This is a genomic window from Planctobacterium sp. AWM4_229 (genome assembly GCF_056160305.1).
In genome coordinates, this window is sequence record NZ_JBSWWX010000005.1 from 441,152 (window position 1) to 462,593 (window position 21,442).

Consider the following 21,442-nt stretch of genomic DNA (forward strand, 5'->3'; position numbering starts at 1 on the left):
GATACCTATGCTGCTGTCGGTTGTTTGGAATGGGTGATTTTGTCATCGACGACTTTGCCATCGTACATTTCGATACGGCGTTGTGCTTGCTCGGCTGAGCGCGGGTCGTGAGTGACAATGCAAATAGTGGCACCTTGTTGGTGCAGGTTGTCTAACAGGTTCATCACGATTTCAGCATTTTTGGAGTCGAGGTTACCGGTGGGTTCGTCCGCCAGGATAATGCTAGGGTTACCCGCAATTGCGCGGGCGATGGCTACCCGTTGCTGCTGCCCACCAGACAATTGCGCAGGGAAGTGCTTCGCTCTGTGACTCATGTCCACTTTTTCCAGCGCTTCCTGAACCATTTTCTTACGGGAGCTGGCATCTAAGTCGTCGCGGTAGGTTAATGGCAACTCTACGTTTTCAGCTACGGACAAATCCGAAATCAAATTGAAGGATTGAAAGATGAAGCCAATTTCACGGTTGCGAATTTTGGCTCTTTGATTCTTAGTGAGTTTTACCACTTGTTGCTCGTTCAGCGTGTATTGACCGTCGGTGGCCGTATCTAACAATCCCAAAATCGACAACAAAGTGGACTTACCACAACCTGAAGGTCCTGAAATAGAGACATATTCGCCCTGATTGATACGCAGTGACAAGTCACTGATAGCGTGGGTTTCTATTTCGTCGGTAAAGAAGATTTTTTTGATATTGCTAAGTGTAATAAGCGGGTGATTCATAATATAGATTCCTTTGGCTGGTGCTATTGAATACGGATTTGATTTAAATGTTGAAATTGGCTGCTATCAGACAAAATGATTTGATCGCCGGGCTGTAATCCGGATAGCACCTGAATTTGTTCACTGGAGCCGATACCGAATTGTACTGTGACTTTTTCTGCGCTGCGTTGGTCGGAGCTCAGCTTAAAAATAGCGGCACTGCCGCTGTTTTGCGCCAGGTAGGGTCTCCCTACATGCAGTGTTTGTGCTAGCTTCGCGGTAAAAATGGTGCCATCTACGGAAAGGTCAGGTCTTGCTTCGTTCGGCAAGGCGTCGGTGAAGGCCACATCCACCTGGACAGTGCCATCAAGTACAGCCGGGTCTACCCGGATCACGGTGCCGTTAATTTGTGACTGTCGGGTATCAATAGTCACAACCTGACCTGGTCTGACGTCGCGAATACGTCTTTCGGCAATCTGCAACTCTGCAATTAACGCATCCTGATCGGCAATTTTGGCCATGTTACTGCCCAGCAGGACTTGTTGTCCGGGCTCCAGTGGCAAAGCCTGTAATACGCCATCACCAGGTGCTTTCACCGTTAGTGATTGAACTTGCTCTTCGGCGCGAGTCATAATTTTATGCAAGCGATTTAAGCGAGCCGCTGCGGCAGCCAGTTGTGCAGTTTTATTTTCTTTTAGCTGCTCCAGGCGCTGCTGTTCTATCTTCCAGCGATTGAGAAATTGTCGTGTTGCTAGCTGTGAGCGTTGGTAGTCGATTTTTGAGACGGTGGCATTGCCCTCATCTAACAAGGTTTTTTCTGCCTCAAGTTTGATGCGGGCACTTTCGTAATCCATTTCAGCCGCCAGTACTTGAGCTTCCTGGTCCAATACCCGAGAAGCCAGGTCAACCTCAAGCGCTCGGTTCTGGGCCGCCTCGGCCTCTAACTCCCATTTCAGCTCTTCAACATCTTGCACTAGCTCTGGATTGCTGAGACGCAGGATCACATCGCCTGCTTTGAGTTCGGCGCCGGGTTTGCGATAGATAGCATCAACGCGACCGGAAACATTGGCAGCCACCCAACGGATATGTTGCGGAACCAGTAGCCCCGTCCCTTTTACTGAAATACTCAGTTCACCTTGCTCAACACTGCCAATACTCAAATTCGCAAGTCGGGCAGAGTAGCTGTGTTCGGAAGACATTGACCATGCAATGTAGGAAACAAATCCAACCAAGGTGATTGCTACGGCAGGTAATAATCGTTTCTTTAATGAAGCTGATGGTTTGCTACGAATTTTGTCCACATTTAACTCTCTTAGGTTACAGCCATAATGGCTTACTAGAGAGTTAATTACAGGTTTCGTGCCAAACTTTTAAGGGGTTGATATTATTAGGAAAAATTATACTTTTAAGATCGAGTTACTCTTGTTTGTCCCATTTTCGAGACGGCGAAATCGCGACGCAATCCCGCTTTTGGGATCCTGAAAAGAAAGCTGAAAATGCTTTGTTGCATCAGGATTTTGAGTCGGTTTGTTGCTTAAGTTTCTTAAATTCATTCAGTAGCTGCTGAATTTCTTGCTCATTGCCCACATAAAAGTCTTCTTCAGCTTGTCCTATTCGCTCACCCAGGTGGGTAACATCCTGTTCAAAAGACTTTTCCAATTGAAGCAATTTATCACACAGCATTTTCCATTCGTCTTTGGATTCCATTTCCAACAGGTGTAACTGCAGTTTTAGTTCATCTTTAATGCGAAATATCTCGCTAAATACGGATCCGATTTTACTCATTTTTATGGCTGTGATATCAAATACTCTATGTCAGAAGTAAAACATTATTTGTGTGGATGGTTAATGGCAACAGATCAAATGTCATTAAATATTCATATATACACACGCTATTGAGTTTGCGGCAGCCTATGAGTCAACTGGTTTTCCACCCAATTTACAGCCAACTAAATCTCCCTATTAAGCACCGTTTTCCCATTGAAAAATATCAAGGGATTCATGATGAATTGCACCGCTGTGGGGTACCAGCACAACAGTTTGTAGAGCCTCAACCGGTTGCCATTGAGGCACTAAAGCAAGTATATGAGCCCGGTTATGTGGACAGTATTACCTCGGGGGAGCTGGATGCTAAAGCCATGCGGCGCATTGGCTTTCCCTGGTCACAACAGTTAGTACAAAGAACCCTTACTGCGGTCGGTGGTACCTTATTGTGCGCCGAAATCGCGCTGCAAAAAGGCTTTGCCCTGAATTTAACTGGCGGCTATCACCATGCCTTTGCAAATTTCGGTTCCGGGTTTTGCATCTTCAATGATTTATATCTGACGGCGCTGCAGATGTTGCAGTCACCAAATATTGATAAGGTGTTAATTTTTGACTGTGATGTCCATCAAGGTGACGGCACCGCTAAGCTTGCGCAACATCAAGCCGATGTTTTTACCGTATCCTTGCACGCCGAGAAGAACTTTCCCTATCGAAAACAGCATTCTGATATGGACTTTCCATTACCTAAAGGCATGTCTGATGCGGCTTATCTGGAAGTGGTGGACGAAGCTTTACACCTGGCTTTTAGACAGTTTAAACCCGATGCGGTGATTTATGACGCCGGGGTAGATATTCACCAAGATGATGATTTAGGGCATCTCAATATCTCCACTGATGGGGTTTTTGAACGTGATAGGTTGGTAAAGCGATACTGTGAACAATTCGGTGTACCAGTGGCCGCTGTCATTGGTGGTGGATATCAACGGGATATCAAAGCCCTGGTGCAGGTACATTTACAGTTGTTTCGTGCTTTTGGTGTCTGCAAGTCGTAGTATTTTTAAACCTTAGCCTATACTTATTTGAAGCCACATATCGAGGTGATTTGAAATGCAAAATCCCGGAGAGCAAGTTGCTAAAAAGCAGTGAAATGACAGACCTTTTAGATGCGATTACAACGCCTTTGTTACTGGTAAAAGCACAGGGTGATTCTGTGAATCATGCTGTCTGCTATATCAATCCCGCGTTTAATAAAGAGATAGGGTATACCCAAGAGGAAATCCCGGACAAGAACAGCTGGTGGCAACTAGCGTACCCAGATCCCCTATACAGAAAAGTGGTGGAATCACAGTGGGAGTTGTTATTCCAGGAAGCTTGCGAAAAAGGCAATACGAGTATTTCTTTAGAAGTGGATATTCAAACTAAAAATCATGGCGAGAGACGTTTTCGCGTTTATGCTGAAATTCAAAGCAACATTGTTCCTGATTGCTATGTTGTTATGTTCGCCAACCCGGAATTGGACGCAAAAAGTGAGTCCCCCTTGGCTGTGTTACTGAAACAATCACATAGGCAAAAAGATAACCAATAAAAAATACGGTTAAAATAATGCAATCAAAATGATGACATCATTATGATTGCATGTTAGTGTGGTTTTAAATCTTGCTTTTGAGGGTATTGGGATGACAAACGACATTAACAATCTTGAGTTACTAAATCACGGTGCGCGAGAGCGATTGGCTTTTATTGATTTTAGTTTGCAATACTTTGGGCACATCTCCAGGGCCGAACTGACGGAACGATTCAAAACCGGCCTGGCTGCCAGTACCCGTGACTTTGCGGCCTACAAAGAGCTGGCTCCGGGCAACTTAGCGTTGAATCACACCGATAAGCGCTATTATCGCTGCGCTGATTTCGTACCGGTGTTTCAACAGGATCCTGAGGCTATTTTGCACCAGCTTTGTCAGGGTTTTGGTAACGGTATTTCAACCTTGGTGGAATCTAGCGAAGTGTGTCTGGACGCGGTGCGCTTAATTCATCCCAATCCTGACATAATCGCCGGTTTGATGCGCGCCATTACCAATCAACAAGCTATCAAATGCGGTTATGTCTCGGTATCTTCAGGCGAAACAGAACGGGAGTTAGTACCTCATGCAATGGTGAACAATGGTCATCGTTGGCATGTGCGCGCTTTTGATCGCCATCATCAGGAATTCCGCGATTTTGTCTGCACGCGTTTTACCACCATTACTGAACTGGAAGAAGTGAGTGCGCCTTATGAGCAAAGCGGTGAAGATAAACAGTGGAACACTATGGTGGATTTGCATTTGATTCCGCATCCTGAAATCAGTCAGACGCAAGCGGTGGAGATGGACTATAACATGGTGAATGGAGAGTTGCTCCTTAAGGTAAGAGCGGCACTGGCAAGTTACGTGTTAAGACAATGGCAAGTGGATTGCTCGGGAGATCACCGAATAAAAGGGCAAGGCTGTCAACTGGCTTTGGCCAATCCCGAAACGCTGATTGATGTGGAAAATATGCGCTTGGCGCCCGGATTTGGCATTGGGATGTCGTGAAATTTAGATGGCTAGCATAGAAATTTATCATTGGTCTTTAGCGGTCGCGATTTGTTAAGTTGCGGCTCAAATCAAAAACAAAGTTGAAATTATGGCAACATTAACAACAGGTCTGGTATTTCTTGGAGCCGCAGTAGTAGCGGTTCCGATTTTTAAACGGTTGAAATTGGGGGCGATTTTAGGCTATCTGGTAGCGGGGTTGATCATCGGTCCTTCGGCACTTAATTTGGTTTCCGATCCAGACACTATCTTGCATTTTGCCGAGCTGGGTGTGGTCTTGTTGCTGTTTGTCATCGGTCTTGAACTGGAGCCACAAAAACTCTGGCGCATGCGTAATCAGATTATGTTCACCGGCGGTGGACAACTGGCCATCACTGCCGCCTTGATATTTGCTGCCATGCTGATATTTGGCTTTTCGGTAAATGTGGCAATTGTCGTGGGACTGGCTGTAGCCTTGTCATCCACCGCGTTCGCCATACAATTGATGAGCGAGCATCGCATTCTCAAAACCCCTCCGGGACAAAAAGGCTTTTCTGTGTTGTTAATGCAGGATCTGGCGGTTATTCCCATTCTTTTACTGGTGGCAGCCTTATCTGACTCAGGCTCGGCCGCCGCGCCACCATGGTGGATGAGTGTGCTGGCTATCGCCATTGTACTGGTGGCGGGGCGTTATCTGATCAATCCGTTTTTGGGCTTGTTGGCTCGCTATGGTAGTGAGGAAGTCATGACCGCCGCTGCACTGTTGATTGTGATGGCAACGGCCGTAGGTATGCAAGCTTCCGGGCTTTCCATGGGCATGGGGGCATTTGTGGCTGGTATGCTGCTGGCCAACTCCAGTTTCAAACATCAGCTGGAGACAGAAATAGAGCCATTTAAAGGTTTGCTGTTAGGCTTGTTTTTCATTGCAATCGGCATGAATCTGGACTTGAGTCTATTAGTATCGCAGCCATTGACTATAGTCGGTTGTGCCGTGGCATTAGTGGTACTGAAAACGGCTGTAATATTTACCATTTTGAAACTTTCGAAAGAGTCTAGTACCGATTCCATGCGCATTGCGTTGATGCTTTCTCAGGGCGGTGAATTTGCTTTCGTTGTTATGGCACAAGCCTCGGCTACTGCGCTGGTACCACAAGTAGTGGCTGATCAAGTAACTCTTATTGTGGGTATATCAATGGCAATGACCGCACCGTTAGTGATCTTGCACAGTTTGTGGTTTAACAGTAAGAATTGTCCCAATGTGTATGAATCCGATGTACAGGACGACCATCCGCAGGTATTGATTGCTGGATTCGGTCGATTTGGGCAGATCACCGGGCGTATATTAGGAGCGCATAATATCCCGTTTACCGCACTGGACACTGATGCGGAACACATTGAGTTTGTTAAGAAGTTCGGCAATAAGGTGTATTTTGGTGACGCCTCGCGCCTGGATATATTAAAAAGAGCGGGAATAGAACAAGTCAGAGTATTGCTAATTGCGGTGGATAATGAAGAAAAAGCGCTGGAGATTGCGCATTTGGTGAGGGAAGAATATCCCCATATCAAGATTGTCGCCAGATTGCGCAATCGCATGAATGCTGCTGAATTTGATAAGTTGGGTATTAGCCACATTGTTCGAGAAGTTTTTGATAGCAGTCTCAACGCCGCCACACGTGTATTACAGGAGTATGGTTTCAGTACAGCACAGGCTAATTATTTTGTACAAGTATTTAAACATCACGATGAAGAAATATTGCAGCGCAGTATTCAAAATCCCGTTTCTGCTCAAGACGCGGTTGAACGCAGTAAACAAAACCGAAAAGATCTGGAGTCGTTATTTAAGCAAGACCAGGCGGATATTTTGTGATAATTCGATTAAGTTATTGTTTATAATAAGTAATTTAGTCACAAAACAGAATTGAGTCATATTTCTGTAACAAGGCTGTTATCCAATGCGGCATTTGATTTTGTCTGGGTGTCAGCTTGTGTCGCTGTATCCACCTTTTCATCTTGGTACTGATGCAGCGAGGTTTTATGCTCCACTTAATTCGCAGCAATATCCGCAACAAAATGTTGTTAATTATTGTTTCCGCAATGACGGTTATTTTGCTGTCTGTTTCCTGGGGATTTTATTCTCTAAATAATGTTATCGATGGTTATTCCTCTACCGTCAATAATAATGTTCGCTATATGATCGCTCTGTCTGAAATGAATCTGACCTTTAAAACACAGGTACAGGAGTGGAAAAATACTCTCATTCGCGGCAAGGATCCGGCGCAACTTAACAAGTACTGGTCTCGTTTCCAAACACACGGCAACACCATTAAAAGTCAGTATGAAGGTTTGTTGAGAGAGATGCCTAAAACTCATCCTTCCTGGGCAAGTCTGGATGAATTTGCCGATGCTTACCCTCCAATGTTATCGGCTTACCAAAAAGGTTATCGCGCATTTTTAGATAGTGACAAAGATATTGATACTGCTGATAAATCAGTACAGGGCATTGATAGGGCACCTACCAAGCTCTTGAAAGAAGCTTTGTTACAAGCTGAAAAGGATGTGGCTAAAAGTCGAGAAAAAATCGGCCAAAATGCCGAGAATACCCAGCTAATTACCATTTTAGTGACCGTGTTCGCTACAGTATTGAGTATTGGCGGTTTTGTTTATTTTGTGGAGCGCCGCTTGATTCGCCCGTTGAATCGAGTGACGTTTTTGTCCACTGAAATCGCCAAAGGAGATTTTACCCATAAAACCGAAGTGGATGGTCATGATCAGATAGGCAAGTTGACACATAGCTTTGTACTGATCCAACGGGATTTAGGCGGCGTGGTGAGCGGTATACTGTCAGATTTACAGGAACTCACTAAGTTAATCGATAGTTTATTCAATGCCTTTCACAAGATTAAGGAATCCCTTGAGCAGCAAATGGAAGAGAGCAATGCGCTACAAGGTAACATGGATAAGATGCTCACCAGCAGTGAAGGGATTTCTAATTCTGTGAATGAAGCCAATGATTTCGTTAAAGATTCGGTTCGGGAGGCGACAAAGGGTATTGAGATGTTCGGTGAGAACCTGCGCAATAGTCAAAGCATGTTTGATTCTGCCAACAGTGCCACGGAAATAATAGAGCAAGTGAAACGCGATTCTGATGATATCGGTAATGTTGTTAATGTCATCAACGGTATCGCTGAGCAAACCAATTTGTTGGCGCTCAATGCCGCTATAGAGGCTGCTAGGGCAGGAGAGAACGGACGTGGTTTTGCCGTGGTGGCTGATGAAGTGCGCAGTTTGGCTACTAAAACTCAGGAATCTACGACTCAAATCTCCCGCACCATTGCTGACTTACAAAATGCCACAGACGGAGCCGTAAATGCCATGCTGGACGGTCGAGATAAAGCGCAAATTAGTCTCGATCAAACTCGTGAAGCGCAGGCTTTTATGGAATCATTGGGGCAAGCTTTTGAAAATATCAGCAAACTCAATAATGATGTCACCCAATCGGCACAGCAGCAGGTGCAAGAAGCTAATGATGTAAGTTGTGGATTGCACGAGATTAATAAGCACAGTGATCAATCTCAGCATGAAGCTACTGTTATGGAGGATGCTTCTCGAGTGTTGTCCGAGATTTTGCATCGCATTCAGGATGCCACTTCAGTATTCAAACTACCTCAAAAATAAGCTACTCGCGCGCCTGTGGGCGCGCAGAGTATTGTTTGTTATTACAATTCGGTAACCAGAAACTGGGTCCCGGCAGTTCCTTCTACATAGACAACGCATTGACCCCAGCCGGACTCAATGTTGATGGATTGCTGTTTTACCTTCTGGTATTCAATTTGTTGATGGTCACATCTTAAATGCACCGCATCCAACGGATTTTCGGCACTGGCCAGCAGCAATTCTGATTTACTGATATTGTGATGCCAAAGCCCGACCTGTGGTAGAACGCCAACCACTTCAAGTGGTTGCTCTCCGGCCAGAAAATCTCTGGCTTGTTGATAGTAAGGAGTTAGATTTTTCAAGGCTTCATTGTCAGCGGCAAAGCTTTCAAAAGTTTGATACACCGCCACTGCTTCAAAGAGATTGTTGTTCATGATATTGGCGATAAAGGCTTTTTTAAGTACCTCAACATACACGGCCCGAGGTAACACGTCATTGCCGTTATTCATGACTTTGGCAAAGGATTTAGCGGCATTTACGGTATCGCCTTGCTTCTCAAAATAATAGCCTTCCAAAACCCAAAGGTAACTGCTCTCGATCCACTTGCGTTTATCTCTTTCCCGCAGCTGTTTGATTTTTCTGGCGGCGTCCTTCAGGTCGCCTTTTTCAATAGCATTCATGCCTTTTTGAAAGCGCGACAAAAAGCGTTTGTTTACGTCACTACGACGCTCGTTGTCATCGTAATTGTTGCTGTTATCCAGTCGAAAATTGAGAGTGACGGCATTAAAGCTTTGGGTAACAGGCTCTCCATCTTTACTGGCAGGTTGGTATTGCCAATTTTGCACGGCTTCCAAGGCTGACTGCTCAAACAGGGCATGACCCGTTGAGTCGTGGATCAGGGCGTCTGTCACTTTACCTTGCTCATTGACCACGTAACTTAATTGCACCCAGCCTTCTATTTCATCCTTGCGGTATTCAAAAGGGAACACAGGGGAAGTTTCCGATATTAGTTTTGCTGCCTTAGTTTGTGCTGCGTTTGCCGAAGCTGACATGGCGCTTATGCTAAGCAGTAAGCTGACAGTGCTGAGGGTGAATGTTTTTTTGGTGTTTAGCATCTTGTTTTGACTCCCTGTTGACCCGGCAAAGAATTTCTTTCAGTCTGATAGTAACAGTAAACGAAAACAATACGTGCCCGTTGGGTATTTGTAAATTTATATTACCTATGAACTATTTAGCGCATATCCATCTGGCATCCATTACCGAAACCTCATTGGTAGGCAATTTTGCAGGGGATTTTGTGCGGGGCAGTGTATTAATACATTTACCTGAGCCAATTCAGCAGGGCATTAAAATCCATCGCAAAGTGGACTCTTTTACTGATGCCCACGCAAAAATACGAATAGCAAAGCAGAGTTTCCCTGCCACATTGCGCAGAACCGCCGGGATTTGCCTGGATATCTGGTTTGATCATCTATTGCTATTAAACAATGAGCGTTTTCCTCCGTGTTTAATCGACACCGTTTTGCAGGACTTTTATCAGCAGTTGGCAGATATGGAATTGCCGGATAAGCGCTTTAATCGCGTTAAACAGAGTTTATTGCAAGACAGGTGGTTGGCACATTACCAACACGAGCAAACTTGTCTGAGGGCCTTTCATGGTGTTGAGCAGCGACTTGGCAATCGCATTGTATTTGCAAGAGAAAGCTATGATTTCTTACAAGCCAATCAGGCGTTATACAAGCAGTTGTTTTTAGACTTTTACCCTGAGCTTATCGATTTCAGTTGTCAGCTTGCCAAACAAGTTCGCTAAAGTGTTTTCGGCACAAAGATTCGTAACTGTCGTTGCCGCCCACCTGAACCTGCTCTCCTTGAGTCACAGGCGTGCCATTTTCATCCCTTCTCACCACAAAATTCGCTTTTCGCCCGCAATAACAAACGGTTTTCAGTTCTTCTAACTTGTCTGCCCAAGCCATCAAATAATGGGAGCCTTCAAAGGTTTCGCCTAAAAAATCGGTGCGCAAACCGTAGGCCAGAACCGGGATTTTCAGTTCATCCACAACGCGTGTCAGATCTTTCACTTGCTGTTTATTCAAAAACTGCGCCTCATCAAATAATAAACAATCAATTTTTTTGTTTTGCTGCCTGTCATTAATCGCCTGCCACAGGTCAGTATCAGCTCTGAATAATTGCGCATCTGACTGCAATCCAATACGAGAGGTAATTTTGCCTATGCCGTAGCGATCATCCAGGGCTGCGGTAAAGATCTCCACGTACATGCCTCGCTCTTTGTAGTTGTATGCCGATTGCAGAAGAGTCGTGGATTTGCCCGCATTCATTGCGGAATAATAAAAGTACAGTTGCGCCATTTTTATTTATTATCTTGCTGTGCTAAATCAGATTAGCTTTCGATATTAGCAAATATTGAACAAGCAGTGCAGCATGAATTGAGCCGTTGCTGGACAGAACCTATTGCAAACCACTAGAGTATGAATAATTGCGTAAAGATTTCGGAAACAGAATGAAGCTTCGAATAACATTAATAGTACTTGCAGGGCTGATGTGCGCATTTCACTCCAACAGCTATGCAAATTTATTGGAAAAAAATTATCTGGTACTGGCACCAGAATTTAACGATGTCTCGATAGCGGATAGCAGCGCGTCTGACCCCGGGTTTTCACTGGCATTTGGTACTGAGATTCATCCCCAGTGGTATGCAGAAGTGGGATATAAGTTAATTGCTGCTGATTTTGAACCACCCGTAGAGCCATTGAGTACTAATGATGTACAGCTTGATTCTGGTGCCGATGCTTCTGGACTGTACTTATCATTTTTGGGTAAGGCTACCGGCCAAAGCGGTGAATTGTTTTACAAGTTAGGGGTGATGGCCATGACTTACGAAACCAGCAATCAATACGATAGTGAGCATGGCTGTGATGATGGTGAACAGCGAGTATTGGCGGTATCAGATGGCTCGATAACTCAGTGTGATTACGACGATACTGCTATCGCTGGTATTGTAGGCGCTGGCTTCGACTTTTTTGTCGGTTACCGAGGGCAAGTGCGTTTCCAGGTGGAACATATCCGCGGTAACAATGATATTCAGAGCAATTCGGTTCAGCTGGGGTATCGATACAATTTTTAGCAGAGTGCGACATAGTGAAAAACGAAATTGACAGTAAATTGATTTTGACCGTATTTGACAAAATTCGCCAGAACGGTCAACAAACCGAAGAAGGGCACCTTCTGGATGGAGTAAAGGCATCAACCGACTTTGATGGTTACACACTGTATTTAAGTGATGCCTTGGTATCGCTGAGTTTTGGTTTTCACAATCAATACCATTTTGACTATGAAAGTCAGGAGCACTTTGAACAGTTTTATAAAAAGTTAATTAATATCCAACAACAGTATTAACTACTGAGTACTAGAGAAAAAGCTCTGAAGCTTGGGAACCCGTTCTGTGGAGTTTACTCGGCTTCAGATCGTTTATTCTATGTCAGGCAGTCACCCATTTCGCTAATTCATCTTGCAGTGCCTGGTTTGATATGGGCTTGGTGAGATAACCGTTCATACCGGCATCCAGACATTTTTCCGCATCGCCAGTCATGGCATGAGCCGTTAGCGCGATAATAGGGATGTCATTTCTGTAGTTGTCGGAATTGGAAATGCGAATGGCCCGGCTGGTCTCATAGCCATCCATTACCGGCATTTGACAGTCCATTAAGATCACATCATAGGGCTCAATCGCGGTATTAAGGGTTTGCAAGGCTTCTTCACCATTTTCAGCTACATCCACCATATAGCCGAGGGTTTTAAGCATTTCCACGGCCACTTGTTGGTTAATATAATTGTCTTCCACCAACAGAATGCGCATTTCGCCTGCGGTTTTTGATTCCACGGTTTCGGTGATCGTATCGGCACGTTCATCATGTTCAGGAACTTGATCGAATAGAATAGCTAGTGAGTGCAGTAGCGTGGGGCGTTTAACCGGTTTGTGGAACTGGTGGGTAATATCCAGTGCCTGTAACTCCTCATTGGGCAGGTTATCACCAACAGCTACCAGCAGGGCGATTTTGGGTTGCGGTAAATTCTTGTCGCTGCGAATCGCTTTTGCCAATTGATGCCCTTGCATGCCAGGCAGTTTTTTATCGATGTAGACGGCATCAACAGGCGTTTTTTCCTGAGCCTGTTGCCTTAACAATTTGATCGCTGTTGGGGCATTTTCCGCACTGAGTAAGTCGCTTTCTGTTTTTTCGATGATGGAAGCAAACCAGTTCTGCGCTGTTTGGTTATCCTCCACCAATAGCACTGATTTACCCGTAAGTTGTGGAATTAAAGCGGAGTCAGGGGTTTCTTCTAGCGCTTCCCCGTAGCGAATGTTAAACCAGAAATTAGAACCTTCATTTAACTGACTGTTGACACCTATTGCGCCGCCCATCATTTCTGCAAGCTGTTTGGATATCGCTAAGCCTAGCCCGGTGCCACCAAACTTGCGTGTGGTGGAGGCATCAACCTGAACAAACTTATTAAACAGGTTGTTGAGCTTTTCTTCAGGTATTCCTATTCCCGTATCAATTATTTCAAAATGTAGCTTGTTCAATCCGGTTTCTGATACCTTGAGTATGATCTCCCCTGATTCAGTGAACTTGAGGGCATTACTGCAAAGGTTATTGATAATTTGTCTTATCCGGCTGGGGTCGGAACGAATAAATTGCGGTACGTTGTCGGCAACGATACAGATGAGTTCCAGGTTTTTCTCCTGAGCTCGTAGCGCGAAGGTATCTGCCAGCTCTCCCACCAACTTGTAGATATCAAAAGGAATTTCTTCCAGTTCAAGTTTACCAGCTTCTATTTTAGAGAAGTCTAAAATGTCGTTTATCAAATGCAGCAGAGATTGGCCTGAAGATTGCGCCAGACTGACGTAATGCCGTTGTTTTTCATCCAGGTCAGTTTTGAGCAACAAATCATTCATGCCCAAAATACCATTTATGGGGGTACGGATTTCGTGGCTCATGTTAGCCAAAAAGTCGCTCTTGGTGCGGCTGGCTTCCTTAGCTTTTTCTTCAGCGCGCTTGAGTTGGGTAATATCCTGAAATGCGCCGCGCAGCAGCATAGGCTCCCCGTGCACATACTCCACAAAACCTACTGCCCTTACCCAAATACGACGATTGCGCGCGGTGATAAAGGGCAGTTGTAAATCCCAAGACTTACCATCGGCGATAGCATCTTCGATGGCACGTTGGATGATAGGCCGGGCTTCAGGCGCGTAAAAATAAATAACTTCATTGAGCTCGACTTTTTGCCCAACCGGGATCTCGTGAATGCGATACACTTCTTTGGACCAGTATAGCTCGTTGGTTTTGAGATTGAGCTCCCAGCCCCCCAGTTTTGCCATGGTACCCGTGGTTTCCATCAGGTCCTGGTTACGCTGCTTTTCCGCTTCCATGAGTTTTAATTGCGAAATGTCACGCGCGATAGCCAGATAACCCGCGACGTTATCCGAATCATCTTCGATGGGGGTAATTGACAACATAGCAGGGAAGGCTTTCTGTCCTTTAGTCAGCAATTGCCATTCCTGCTCAGCACTACCGGTTTGTTTGGCTTTGTTCAAAAACGAAGTGATATCAGGCTCGAATACAGAGTCGAGGTTTCTGCCAAGCTTTTGGGCACCGTACATTAGATCTTGAGGATCGAAAAAATCGGCCAGATTTAATTTACCCACCGCTTCAGCTTCATCGTATTCCAGTAGTTCTTGAGCACAGCGATTGAAGGTTTTGATGTTAAAATCTGTGTCGGTAGATATCAGCATCAAGTTGGCACTATCCAACACCGCTTTTTGCAGCCTGTTCAGGTTGGTAATCTTAATTTCTGCTTCTTTCTGCTCTGTGATGTCGGTTTCCAGAGCCATGAAACCGGTGAGTTTGCCATCTCGATATAAGGGCTGGCAGTTAATGCGTAACCAATAGGGGTTGCCGTCTTTGTGATAATTGATCAGCTCCTCGTTAAAACCGTGGCCGTTGCGCACCGCACTGCTCATGCGTTCAACCACTTTTTTATCGGATCTTTCACCTTGTAGAAATATACCCGGCTTTTTACCTACAACTTCCTCATAACTGTACCCCGAGATTTTCTCAAAGCTGCGGTTTACCCAAGTAATGTTTTGATGAGCGTCGGTGAGAATAACGGCGTTATCGGTTTCCTGAGCTAACTTGGCTAACATGGCGTTTTCTTCGGTGCTCTCAATCAGGCGTTTTTGCGCCGTGTAGCGATCCGTTAAATCGTAATTAACGCCGATTGCGTGCAGCGGTGTGTTCTTCTCGTCATAGATCACATGGCCATAAGCTTTTAAGTACTTCTCTTCACCTGTTGGGGTTGTAATGCGAAAGCTGGTATCAAACTTGGTTTGTTGCTCCACACTGTAGTTGAACATGGCTTCGGTGGGGCCGATATCATCGGGATGCAGCCTGGCAGTCCAATCTTCGTAGGTGCCTTTGAAGTCTCGCTCAACAACCCCATAGAGACGATGCATTTGCTCGTCCCATTGTAACTCTCCAGTCTCAAAATCAAACTCCCAGATACCAATTCCAGCGGCCTCGGTGGCTACCATGAATTTTTTATTCAGCTCCACCAGATTTTGTTCGGCAGACTTGAGGCGTGCGGATTCATTGATGGTGATAATGATGTTGCCAGAGTCACTGACTTCACTTACTCCGATGGCAGCAAAAAACACTTCGCCGTCTTTGCGAAATGCAGTCAGACTGGCGCTTTCAAAAATGCGATCTGCAGAATAGTTCTGCATAAAGTCCTGATACAGAGGATCCCCTGCTTGCAAGAAGTTACCCGGTATCAGTTCAACCAGGTTGAGCTCAGTGAGTTCTTCAAGGGAATAGCCAAACAGGCGTTGACAGGCTTTATTCGCGTAGAGCACGTCCCCTTCCGAGGTGAGTTCCATTATCCCGGCTGCTGCGAGGTCTACCATGGCACGGAATGCCGCCTCGCTCCTATGTGTGGAGTTGCTCAAGCTTATTGTCTCGTAAAAGAAATCAGGAAGTTACTACATACTTTATTATCTAATCCGTTATCACGCAAACCCCACTGGTCAGATCCCATAATTTGGTTGCGCTACTTGGGCAATGGTGTGTTCTGCAGTAAGATCACAGCGATATAATAAAAATGAGCATTTTGTATTGAAAATTATCGAAGCCCCGAAATTTGAATGGCGTTTTTTGGCACCAAAGTTTTGGCCTATCTGGTTTGGGTTCAGTCTTTTATATTTGCTTACCTGTTTACCCTATCCATTGGTCAGGAAAATTGGTGCCGGGTTAGGAAAGCTTCTGGCGCTGCTGGGTAAAAAGCGCATTGCTATCGCCAGGCGTAATATTGAATTGTGCTTTCCTGATTGGGACAAAGCACGCCAGGAACAATTGTTAAAGGACAATATCACGGCCTCGGGCATGGCGATTTTGGAAACCGTCATGGGGTGGTGGTGGCCGGACTGGCGGGTTAAAAGGCTGCTCACCGTGGAAGGATTTGAACATGTCGAAGCGATAAAAGCGAAAGGTAAAGGCGTGTTCGGTATGGCCATCCACTGCTTGAGCCTGGAATTCGCCTGCCGTGGACTGGGTTTTTATCAGCCATGTGTGGCGTTTTACCGCAAACACGACAATGATTTAATGGAATATTTGCAATATCATGGGCGAGCCCGCTCCAACAAGTACATGATCCACAAACGCGATGTCAAAGGGATGTTTCAGGCTCTTGATGAAGGCGAGTTGAGTTTGTATTTGCCGGACCAGGACTACGGTCGCAACAAGACGGTTTTTGTGCCGTTTTTTAATGTTCCTGATACCTCAACAACCCTTGGCTCAATGCTATTTCTCAATAACAGTGATTGTGAATCAGTGTTTATTCAATCCATATCTTCAAAAGAAGGCTATAAGATAAAGATATGGCCGGGATTGGAGAATTTTCCGTCGGGAGACGATGAGGCCGATGTTGCAAGGATTAACAAGCGGGTGGAAGAAATGGTGATGCTGGCGCCAGAGCAGTATTTATGGATGCACAAACGCTTCAAAACGCGGCCTGACCCTGAAGCTCCATCACTCTATTCTTAGAATAGCTCCGTTATCTATATTTTAGTTTGTGAACTATTTACCGATATTAATGTTAAATTCTGGTATATTAGCCGGAATGTGGTTATAAATTGAGCGGAATAAATTAGGTTTTCACTGTCATGGCGAAGAAGAAAAACTTTTCACCTGCAATGTTTTGGGCCAAACAATTGGGTTTTGCCATTGTTTTAATTATCGGTGCCGCGTTGTTGATTAACAATCAAAACGAAAAAGCTGAGCAGGCCAAACATGCAGAAAAGAAAAATATAAATAACAGCTTGAGCGACTTTTATGCGCAGCATCGCATGTCGCAAAGTAAGCCTTATGAAGAAGACCAGGGCGATTTTGTGGTGGAACTCAACAAAGAGTCCGAGTCACTGCAAAATCGTTTAAATAAAATGGCCGCTCAGCAGAGTGCGCCCGTGGAAGGTCGTTGGGTAGGTGAACACCGATACCGTACTTTTTCGGCGGGCTCTACGCTTCGCGAAGCCATTACTAACTATGCTCAAAGTGAAGGGATGCAGGTGATCTGGGAGCTTGATCAGGATTTTATTGTGAAAAACCAGTTTCAAATGGAAGATACTCTGGTGGGCTCGCTATATCAGATAGCCAAAGCGGTGGACAGCAACTTTAGTGGTCAGGTATTGGCTTACGTTTGCCCTAAACAACGCTCTCTCGTCATTACCGATGAAAACACGCCATTTTTACAAGACAATTGTACAATAGCGCGGCCTAGTTAATACCGCGCTAACCCCCGTCTTTCCTATGCGTCTTTAAACACCCGGTTCCAGATGTTGATAACATTGACTCTGTGTTCTTTTAACTGATCTGCGCTGAGCAAATTTTCCCGGCCTTCAAGCGCTTTTTGGTGGGCAAGGTTGCGCAGCGCAAGATAAGCGTCTGTGAGCTTCTGACACCAGCTTTTGTCAATAACTTCACAACTGTTCAATGCCTCGATAATGCGCACGTTGTCGGACCAAACCGCTATCTGCTTGAAGCGACAGGCGTGTAATAAGGTCCAATATTGAGTCAAAAACTCGATATCGGCAATGGTGCCCTGACCTTGTTTAATATCTACCATTTGAGCGGAGCTTTTATCCAGGTGTTCCCGCATTTTATGGCGCATTTGTGCTACGTCTTTCAGCAATTCAGACTCTTCTCTTGGCAGGCGCAATATTTGGTGTCTGATGGCATTGAAACGCGACTTTAATGCTTCGTCTCCGGCTATTGCCCGGCTGCGCACCAGTGCTTGATGTTCCCACGTCCAGGCTTCTTCTAACTGGTATTGCAGGAAACTTTCAATATTGGAAACCAACAAGCCTGAATTACCAGATGGACGCAAACGCATGTCCACTTCATATAGTTCGCCTGATGCCGTTTTAGTGTTAAACAGGTGCATAATGCGCTGCGCTAACTTGGCATAAAATTGGCGAGAATCGATTTGTTTGGGACCACTGGTGTCTTGAGTACTATTACAATCGTGCAGAAAAACCAGATCCAAGTCTGAACTATAGCCCAATTCAATACCGCCCAACTTGCCGTAACCCACCACCAGAAAGCGTCTGTGATCATCATTGGCACATTCGGGGTAACCATATTTCTCGGTCATTTGATGCCATGCGGAATTCAATACCTCGGCGATGATAGTTTCGGCAAGACAAGTCAGATGATCACTGACCTTCATTACCGGTAAGGTGTCTTGCAAATCAGCAGCGGCGATGCGCAATTGGTGACTCAACTTGAATTGGCGCAGGGCTTCCATTTGCTGCTCCAGGTCTTCCTCTGGAATGCGCAGCAGCGACTGACGCAACAGATCTGGATATTGAGCTAATGGGGTGGGGTTGTACAACGCTTGAGGATTTAACAATTCATCCAGCAATAAGGGAAAGCGATGCAGTTGCTCTGCCACCCATTCACTTTTACTGCTGAGGCGAATGAGTTGCATCATAGCGCCTTCGTTTTCTAACAACAGTTCCAGGTAGGCGGTTCGTTTCAGGATGGCGCTGATTATTTGCAATACCCGGTCAATGAGGTTGGCATTGTCAGTGTCTGAGTGGCTACAGTGTTTCAGACAAGCGTTCAACAATCTGGGCATCAACAAATCCAGTGATTCCCTGCCGCGCGCGCCGATGGGTTTTTTTAAGAATTCTTGTTTGTAAAAGAGAATTTGTTGGTAGAGTTTTTCGGTTTCGGCAATGTCGCCTAATTCAGACAGAAGTCGCAGTGCTTCATCCTGTGCCAGATCCAGGTGCCACAAATCGTTTAACGGTGTTTGTTGTTCTTCTTCATCTTCTGGACTGTCGCCTATTTGTGCATCGAACTGTTCAGCCACACTTGCCATAATGTGATTAATTTTAGTGACCAAGGTTAGCCAATTCTCACAACCCATAATCCAGGCTAACCTGGCCCGGCTCAATTCATCATCTGGTAGTTCCTGGGTCTGTTGATCGTCAAACTGTTGCAGGCAATGCTCTAGTTTGCGCAAAAATAGATAGGCAGATTGCAGTATCTCAACATCTTGCTGTGGCAAGGTTTGCTGCACCAGGAAGGTGTTTAGCAGGGACAGCAAATGTCTTTCCTGCAGTGCTGGCTCCCTGCCACCGCGAGTTAGCTGAATGCTTTGCACGATAAATTCAATTTCTCGAATGCCGCCACTGCCCAGTTTGATATTGGTGGTGAGATTGCGCCGACGCACTTCCTGGCGGATCAGTTGTTTCATTTTGCGCAAAGACTCCAGCACACTAAAGTCAATATAGCGACGATAAACAAATGGCCGCAATATGGTTTGCAACTCTTCGCTGAATTCGCATTTGGGATTTAACACTCTGCCTTTTACCATGGCATAGCGTTCCCACTCCCGCCCTTGTTGTTCGTAATAGGTTTCCAGTGCACCGAAGCTGGCTACCAGTGGTCCACTTTCACCGAAAGGTCTCAGGCGCATGTCTACCCGAAAAACCTGCCCATCAACGCTGGTTTGATGTAATGCAGCGATAAGCTTTTGTGCCAGCTTGGTAAAAAATTGCTGGAACTCCATACTTTTATTGCGATAGTGCAGTTCGCCATTTTCCGGGTAGGCAAATATCAAATCAATATCAGATGAAAAGTTGAGTTCTTTGCCACCCAGTTTACCCATGCCTAAAATCAACATTGGTAGTGCTTTACCATTGCGCATAGGCGTGGCGTACTTGGTGCAAAAATGGCGATATAGCCATTGATAAGCTTGCATGATCAACGCATCTGCCAGGCGGGAAACCTGGTTAAGTGAGCTTTCAATCGACTGCAAATTCAATACATCGGCAATGGCGATACTCACCATCGCTTTGTGGCGAAAATGGCGCAGTCTTTTATGCAATGTGGCTTCGTCTGTCACATCTTGTAACTGCTCTTCCAGTTCATTGTAGAAATCCAGCGACAAATCCGCATCGAGGCAGGCCTGAATCCATTGGGGGTGATGAATGAGGTGCCTGGCAACAAAGTCGCTCAGGGCGAATACACATTGGAGTTTCTTTTGGCAAGATTCTGACAAGCTTTGCCAGACTTGTTCACCATGTTGCTCAATGAGCATTTCAACATGAGCCTCGCCTGTTTTATGGAGTTGGCCCGGTAGCAGGCTAGTGATCGGATTACTCATAGCAAAGATAGATAAAGCTTTGATTTAATGTAGCTTAATGTACTATAACTTTAGTTAAAATTGCGAAAGTAACCGATTATTTATGTCTGCATTGGTTAATCTTATCCCGGTATCCCCAGACTTGTGGATGTTTCTTGTGGCCGATATGGTCATCGCCATTTTGCTACTAACCATGTTGCGCTGGATTTCCGGACGGTTATTGAAGGGCGGTACGGATAACAGAGGTCGAGCCAATCATGATAATTACGCCTATGGGATCAGTGTTGCCGGACGCATGATGGCATTGGCGATTGTATTGTCCGGTGCGGTAGAAACTTCCAGCAAGGGCAATATTGAGAGTTCCATTGTCACCATGTTAGTGTTTGGAACCGTGGGGATTTTGTTGATCAAAATAGGTCGCTATGCTCACGATAAAATAGTGCTAAACCGTCTGGATAAAGATTTTCACATTAAAGATCGCAACACCTCAATCGCGCTGGTGGATGCCTCTAGCTCCATAGCCACCGCAATTATCATCAAAAGTGTATTAATCTGGGTAAGTGGCTTTGACGCCGATGCTTTTATCGCGATTTTTTCCGGTTTTTTGGTGTCACAAACTATTTTGCTGGCCATGACCCGAATCTACGAGCGACGCTTTAGAGAAAATAACCGCAGTGGTTCACTGCAAGCGTCCCTAACCAAAGGGCAGTTGGCGCTCGCCATTCAGCATTCCGGGCATTTATTGGGAACGGCTTTAGCTGTGACGGTCGCCAGTAGCCTGCTGGAGTATAACCCTTCTGGCTACGTCAGTAACTTAACAGGCTGGCTAATTGTCGGCTTAACTATAACGCTGATATTGACCGCCCTGGTCACCGTTGCGCGATTGTTTATTTTGTCTAATGTGAATTTGGTGCAAGAGATAGATCAACAACACAATATTGGTGTTGCTAGCATTGAGTTGTCACTAAGTGTGGGGATCGCACTGATATTATTGGGGTTGATCAATTAAAGTTTAACGCGATACCTGTCATAAATTGTCTTTAAATTGTCACGCAG

18 protein-coding genes are annotated in these 21,442 nt (G+C 45.3%); 11 read left to right on the forward strand and 7 right to left on the reverse strand.

The window, feature by feature from the left end; translation table 11 throughout:
- Positions 1-5: 5 nt before the first annotated feature.
- From ACXAGP_RS13675 to ACXAGP_RS13685, 3 genes are all read right to left on the reverse strand, one after another.
- A complete protein-coding gene (locus ACXAGP_RS13675) occupies positions 6-719 on the reverse strand; it encodes an ABC transporter ATP-binding protein (protein ID WP_475262061.1) in 714 nt (237 codons plus the stop codon).
- 23 nt (positions 720-742) lie between these two features.
- The gene (locus ACXAGP_RS13680) at positions 743-1,999 is read right to left on the reverse strand and encodes an efflux RND transporter periplasmic adaptor subunit (RefSeq protein ID WP_475262062.1); all 1,257 of its coding nucleotides are present in this window, start codon (positions 1,997-1,999) and stop codon (positions 743-745) included.
- 208 nt (positions 2,000-2,207) lie between these two features.
- On the reverse strand, positions 2,208-2,483 hold the full coding sequence (locus tag ACXAGP_RS13685; protein ID WP_475262063.1) for a hypothetical protein: 276 nt from the start codon (positions 2,481-2,483) through the stop codon (positions 2,208-2,210).
- 128 nt (positions 2,484-2,611) lie between these two features.
- Between ACXAGP_RS13685 and ACXAGP_RS13690 the strand changes: the two genes are divergently transcribed.
- The 5 genes from ACXAGP_RS13690 to ACXAGP_RS13710 all read left to right on the forward strand — a co-directional run bounded on the left by ACXAGP_RS13690 (position 2,612) and on the right by ACXAGP_RS13710 (position 8,686).
- Positions 2,612-3,514 (forward strand): histone deacetylase family protein, encoded by a 903-nt coding sequence (locus tag ACXAGP_RS13690; protein WP_475262064.1) that lies wholly within the window; start codon positions 2,612-2,614, stop codon positions 3,512-3,514.
- Positions 3,515-3,609: 95 nt separating this feature from the next.
- A complete protein-coding gene (locus tag ACXAGP_RS13695) occupies positions 3,610-4,047 on the forward strand; it encodes a PAS domain-containing protein (RefSeq protein WP_475262066.1) in 438 nt (145 codons plus the stop codon).
- 91 nt (positions 4,048-4,138) lie between these two features.
- A complete protein-coding gene (locus ACXAGP_RS13700; protein ID WP_475262067.1) occupies positions 4,139-5,032 on the forward strand; it encodes a WYL domain-containing protein in 894 nt (297 codons plus the stop codon).
- Between the two features lie 91 nt (positions 5,033-5,123).
- On the forward strand, positions 5,124-6,878 hold the full coding sequence (locus ACXAGP_RS13705) for a monovalent cation:proton antiporter-2 (CPA2) family protein (RefSeq protein WP_475262068.1): 1,755 nt from the start codon (positions 5,124-5,126) through the stop codon (positions 6,876-6,878).
- A 167-nt stretch (positions 6,879-7,045) separates the two neighbouring features.
- The gene (locus tag ACXAGP_RS13710; protein ID WP_475262069.1) at positions 7,046-8,686 is read left to right on the forward strand and encodes a methyl-accepting chemotaxis protein; all 1,641 of its coding nucleotides are present in this window, start codon (positions 7,046-7,048) and stop codon (positions 8,684-8,686) included.
- Between the two features lie 41 nt (positions 8,687-8,727).
- Here the strand turns inward: ACXAGP_RS13710 and ACXAGP_RS13715 are convergent, their stop codons facing one another.
- Positions 8,728-9,780 carry an energy transducer TonB gene (locus ACXAGP_RS13715; RefSeq protein WP_475262070.1) on the reverse strand — a complete coding sequence of 351 codons (1,053 nt, stop codon included), beginning with the start codon at positions 9,778-9,780 and terminating at the stop codon, positions 8,728-8,730.
- A gap of 107 nt (positions 9,781-9,887) precedes the next feature.
- On the opposite strand from ACXAGP_RS13715, the gene ACXAGP_RS13720 reads away from it, so the two are divergent.
- Positions 9,888-10,475: an acyl carrier protein phosphodiesterase gene (locus ACXAGP_RS13720; protein ID WP_475262071.1), complete on the forward strand. Its 588-nt coding sequence runs from the start codon at positions 9,888-9,890 to the stop codon at positions 10,473-10,475.
- On the opposite strand, the gene ACXAGP_RS13725 is transcribed toward ACXAGP_RS13720, so the two are convergent.
- Entirely contained in the window at positions 10,444-11,031 is a 588-nt protein-coding gene (locus ACXAGP_RS13725) for a thymidine kinase (protein WP_475262072.1), read from the reverse strand. The genes ACXAGP_RS13720 and ACXAGP_RS13725 overlap by 32 nt on opposite strands.
- 152 nt (positions 11,032-11,183) lie before the next feature.
- Here ACXAGP_RS13725 and ACXAGP_RS13730 point away from each other — a divergent pair, with 152 nt between their 5' ends.
- Positions 11,184-11,807, forward strand: a complete 624-nt coding sequence (locus ACXAGP_RS13730) for a hypothetical protein (protein WP_475262073.1) — start codon at positions 11,184-11,186, stop codon at positions 11,805-11,807.
- Positions 11,808-11,821: 14 nt separating this feature from the next.
- Positions 11,822-12,079 (forward strand): DUF3081 domain-containing protein, encoded by a 258-nt coding sequence (locus tag ACXAGP_RS13735; protein WP_475262074.1) that lies wholly within the window; start codon positions 11,822-11,824, stop codon positions 12,077-12,079.
- A gap of 82 nt (positions 12,080-12,161) precedes the next feature.
- Here the strand turns inward: ACXAGP_RS13735 and ACXAGP_RS13740 are convergent, their stop codons facing one another.
- The gene (locus ACXAGP_RS13740) at positions 12,162-15,686 is read right to left on the reverse strand and encodes a PAS domain S-box protein (protein ID WP_475262075.1); all 3,525 of its coding nucleotides are present in this window, start codon (positions 15,684-15,686) and stop codon (positions 12,162-12,164) included.
- Between the two features lie 172 nt (positions 15,687-15,858).
- On the opposite strand from ACXAGP_RS13740, the gene lpxL reads away from it, so the two are divergent.
- A complete protein-coding gene (lpxL, locus tag ACXAGP_RS13745; protein ID WP_475262135.1) occupies positions 15,859-16,779 on the forward strand; it encodes an LpxL/LpxP family Kdo(2)-lipid IV(A) lauroyl/palmitoleoyl acyltransferase in 921 nt (306 codons plus the stop codon).
- A gap of 119 nt (positions 16,780-16,898) precedes the next feature.
- Complete coding sequence (locus tag ACXAGP_RS13750) at positions 16,899-17,516, forward strand: toxin co-regulated pilus biosynthesis Q family protein (RefSeq protein WP_475262076.1); 618 nt, start codon at positions 16,899-16,901, stop codon at positions 17,514-17,516.
- 23 nt (positions 17,517-17,539) lie between these two features.
- Here ACXAGP_RS13750 and glnE read toward each other — a convergent pair whose 3' ends face one another.
- On the reverse strand, positions 17,540-20,407 hold the full coding sequence (gene glnE / locus ACXAGP_RS13755) for a bifunctional [glutamate--ammonia ligase]-adenylyl-L-tyrosine phosphorylase/[glutamate--ammonia-ligase] adenylyltransferase (protein ID WP_475262077.1): 2,868 nt from the start codon (positions 20,405-20,407) through the stop codon (positions 17,540-17,542).
- A gap of 82 nt (positions 20,408-20,489) precedes the next feature.
- Here glnE and ACXAGP_RS13760 point away from each other — a divergent pair, with 82 nt between their 5' ends.
- Positions 20,490-21,395: a DUF350 domain-containing protein gene (locus ACXAGP_RS13760; protein WP_475262078.1), complete on the forward strand. Its 906-nt coding sequence runs from the start codon at positions 20,490-20,492 to the stop codon at positions 21,393-21,395.
- Positions 21,396-21,442 lie beyond the last annotated feature (47 nt).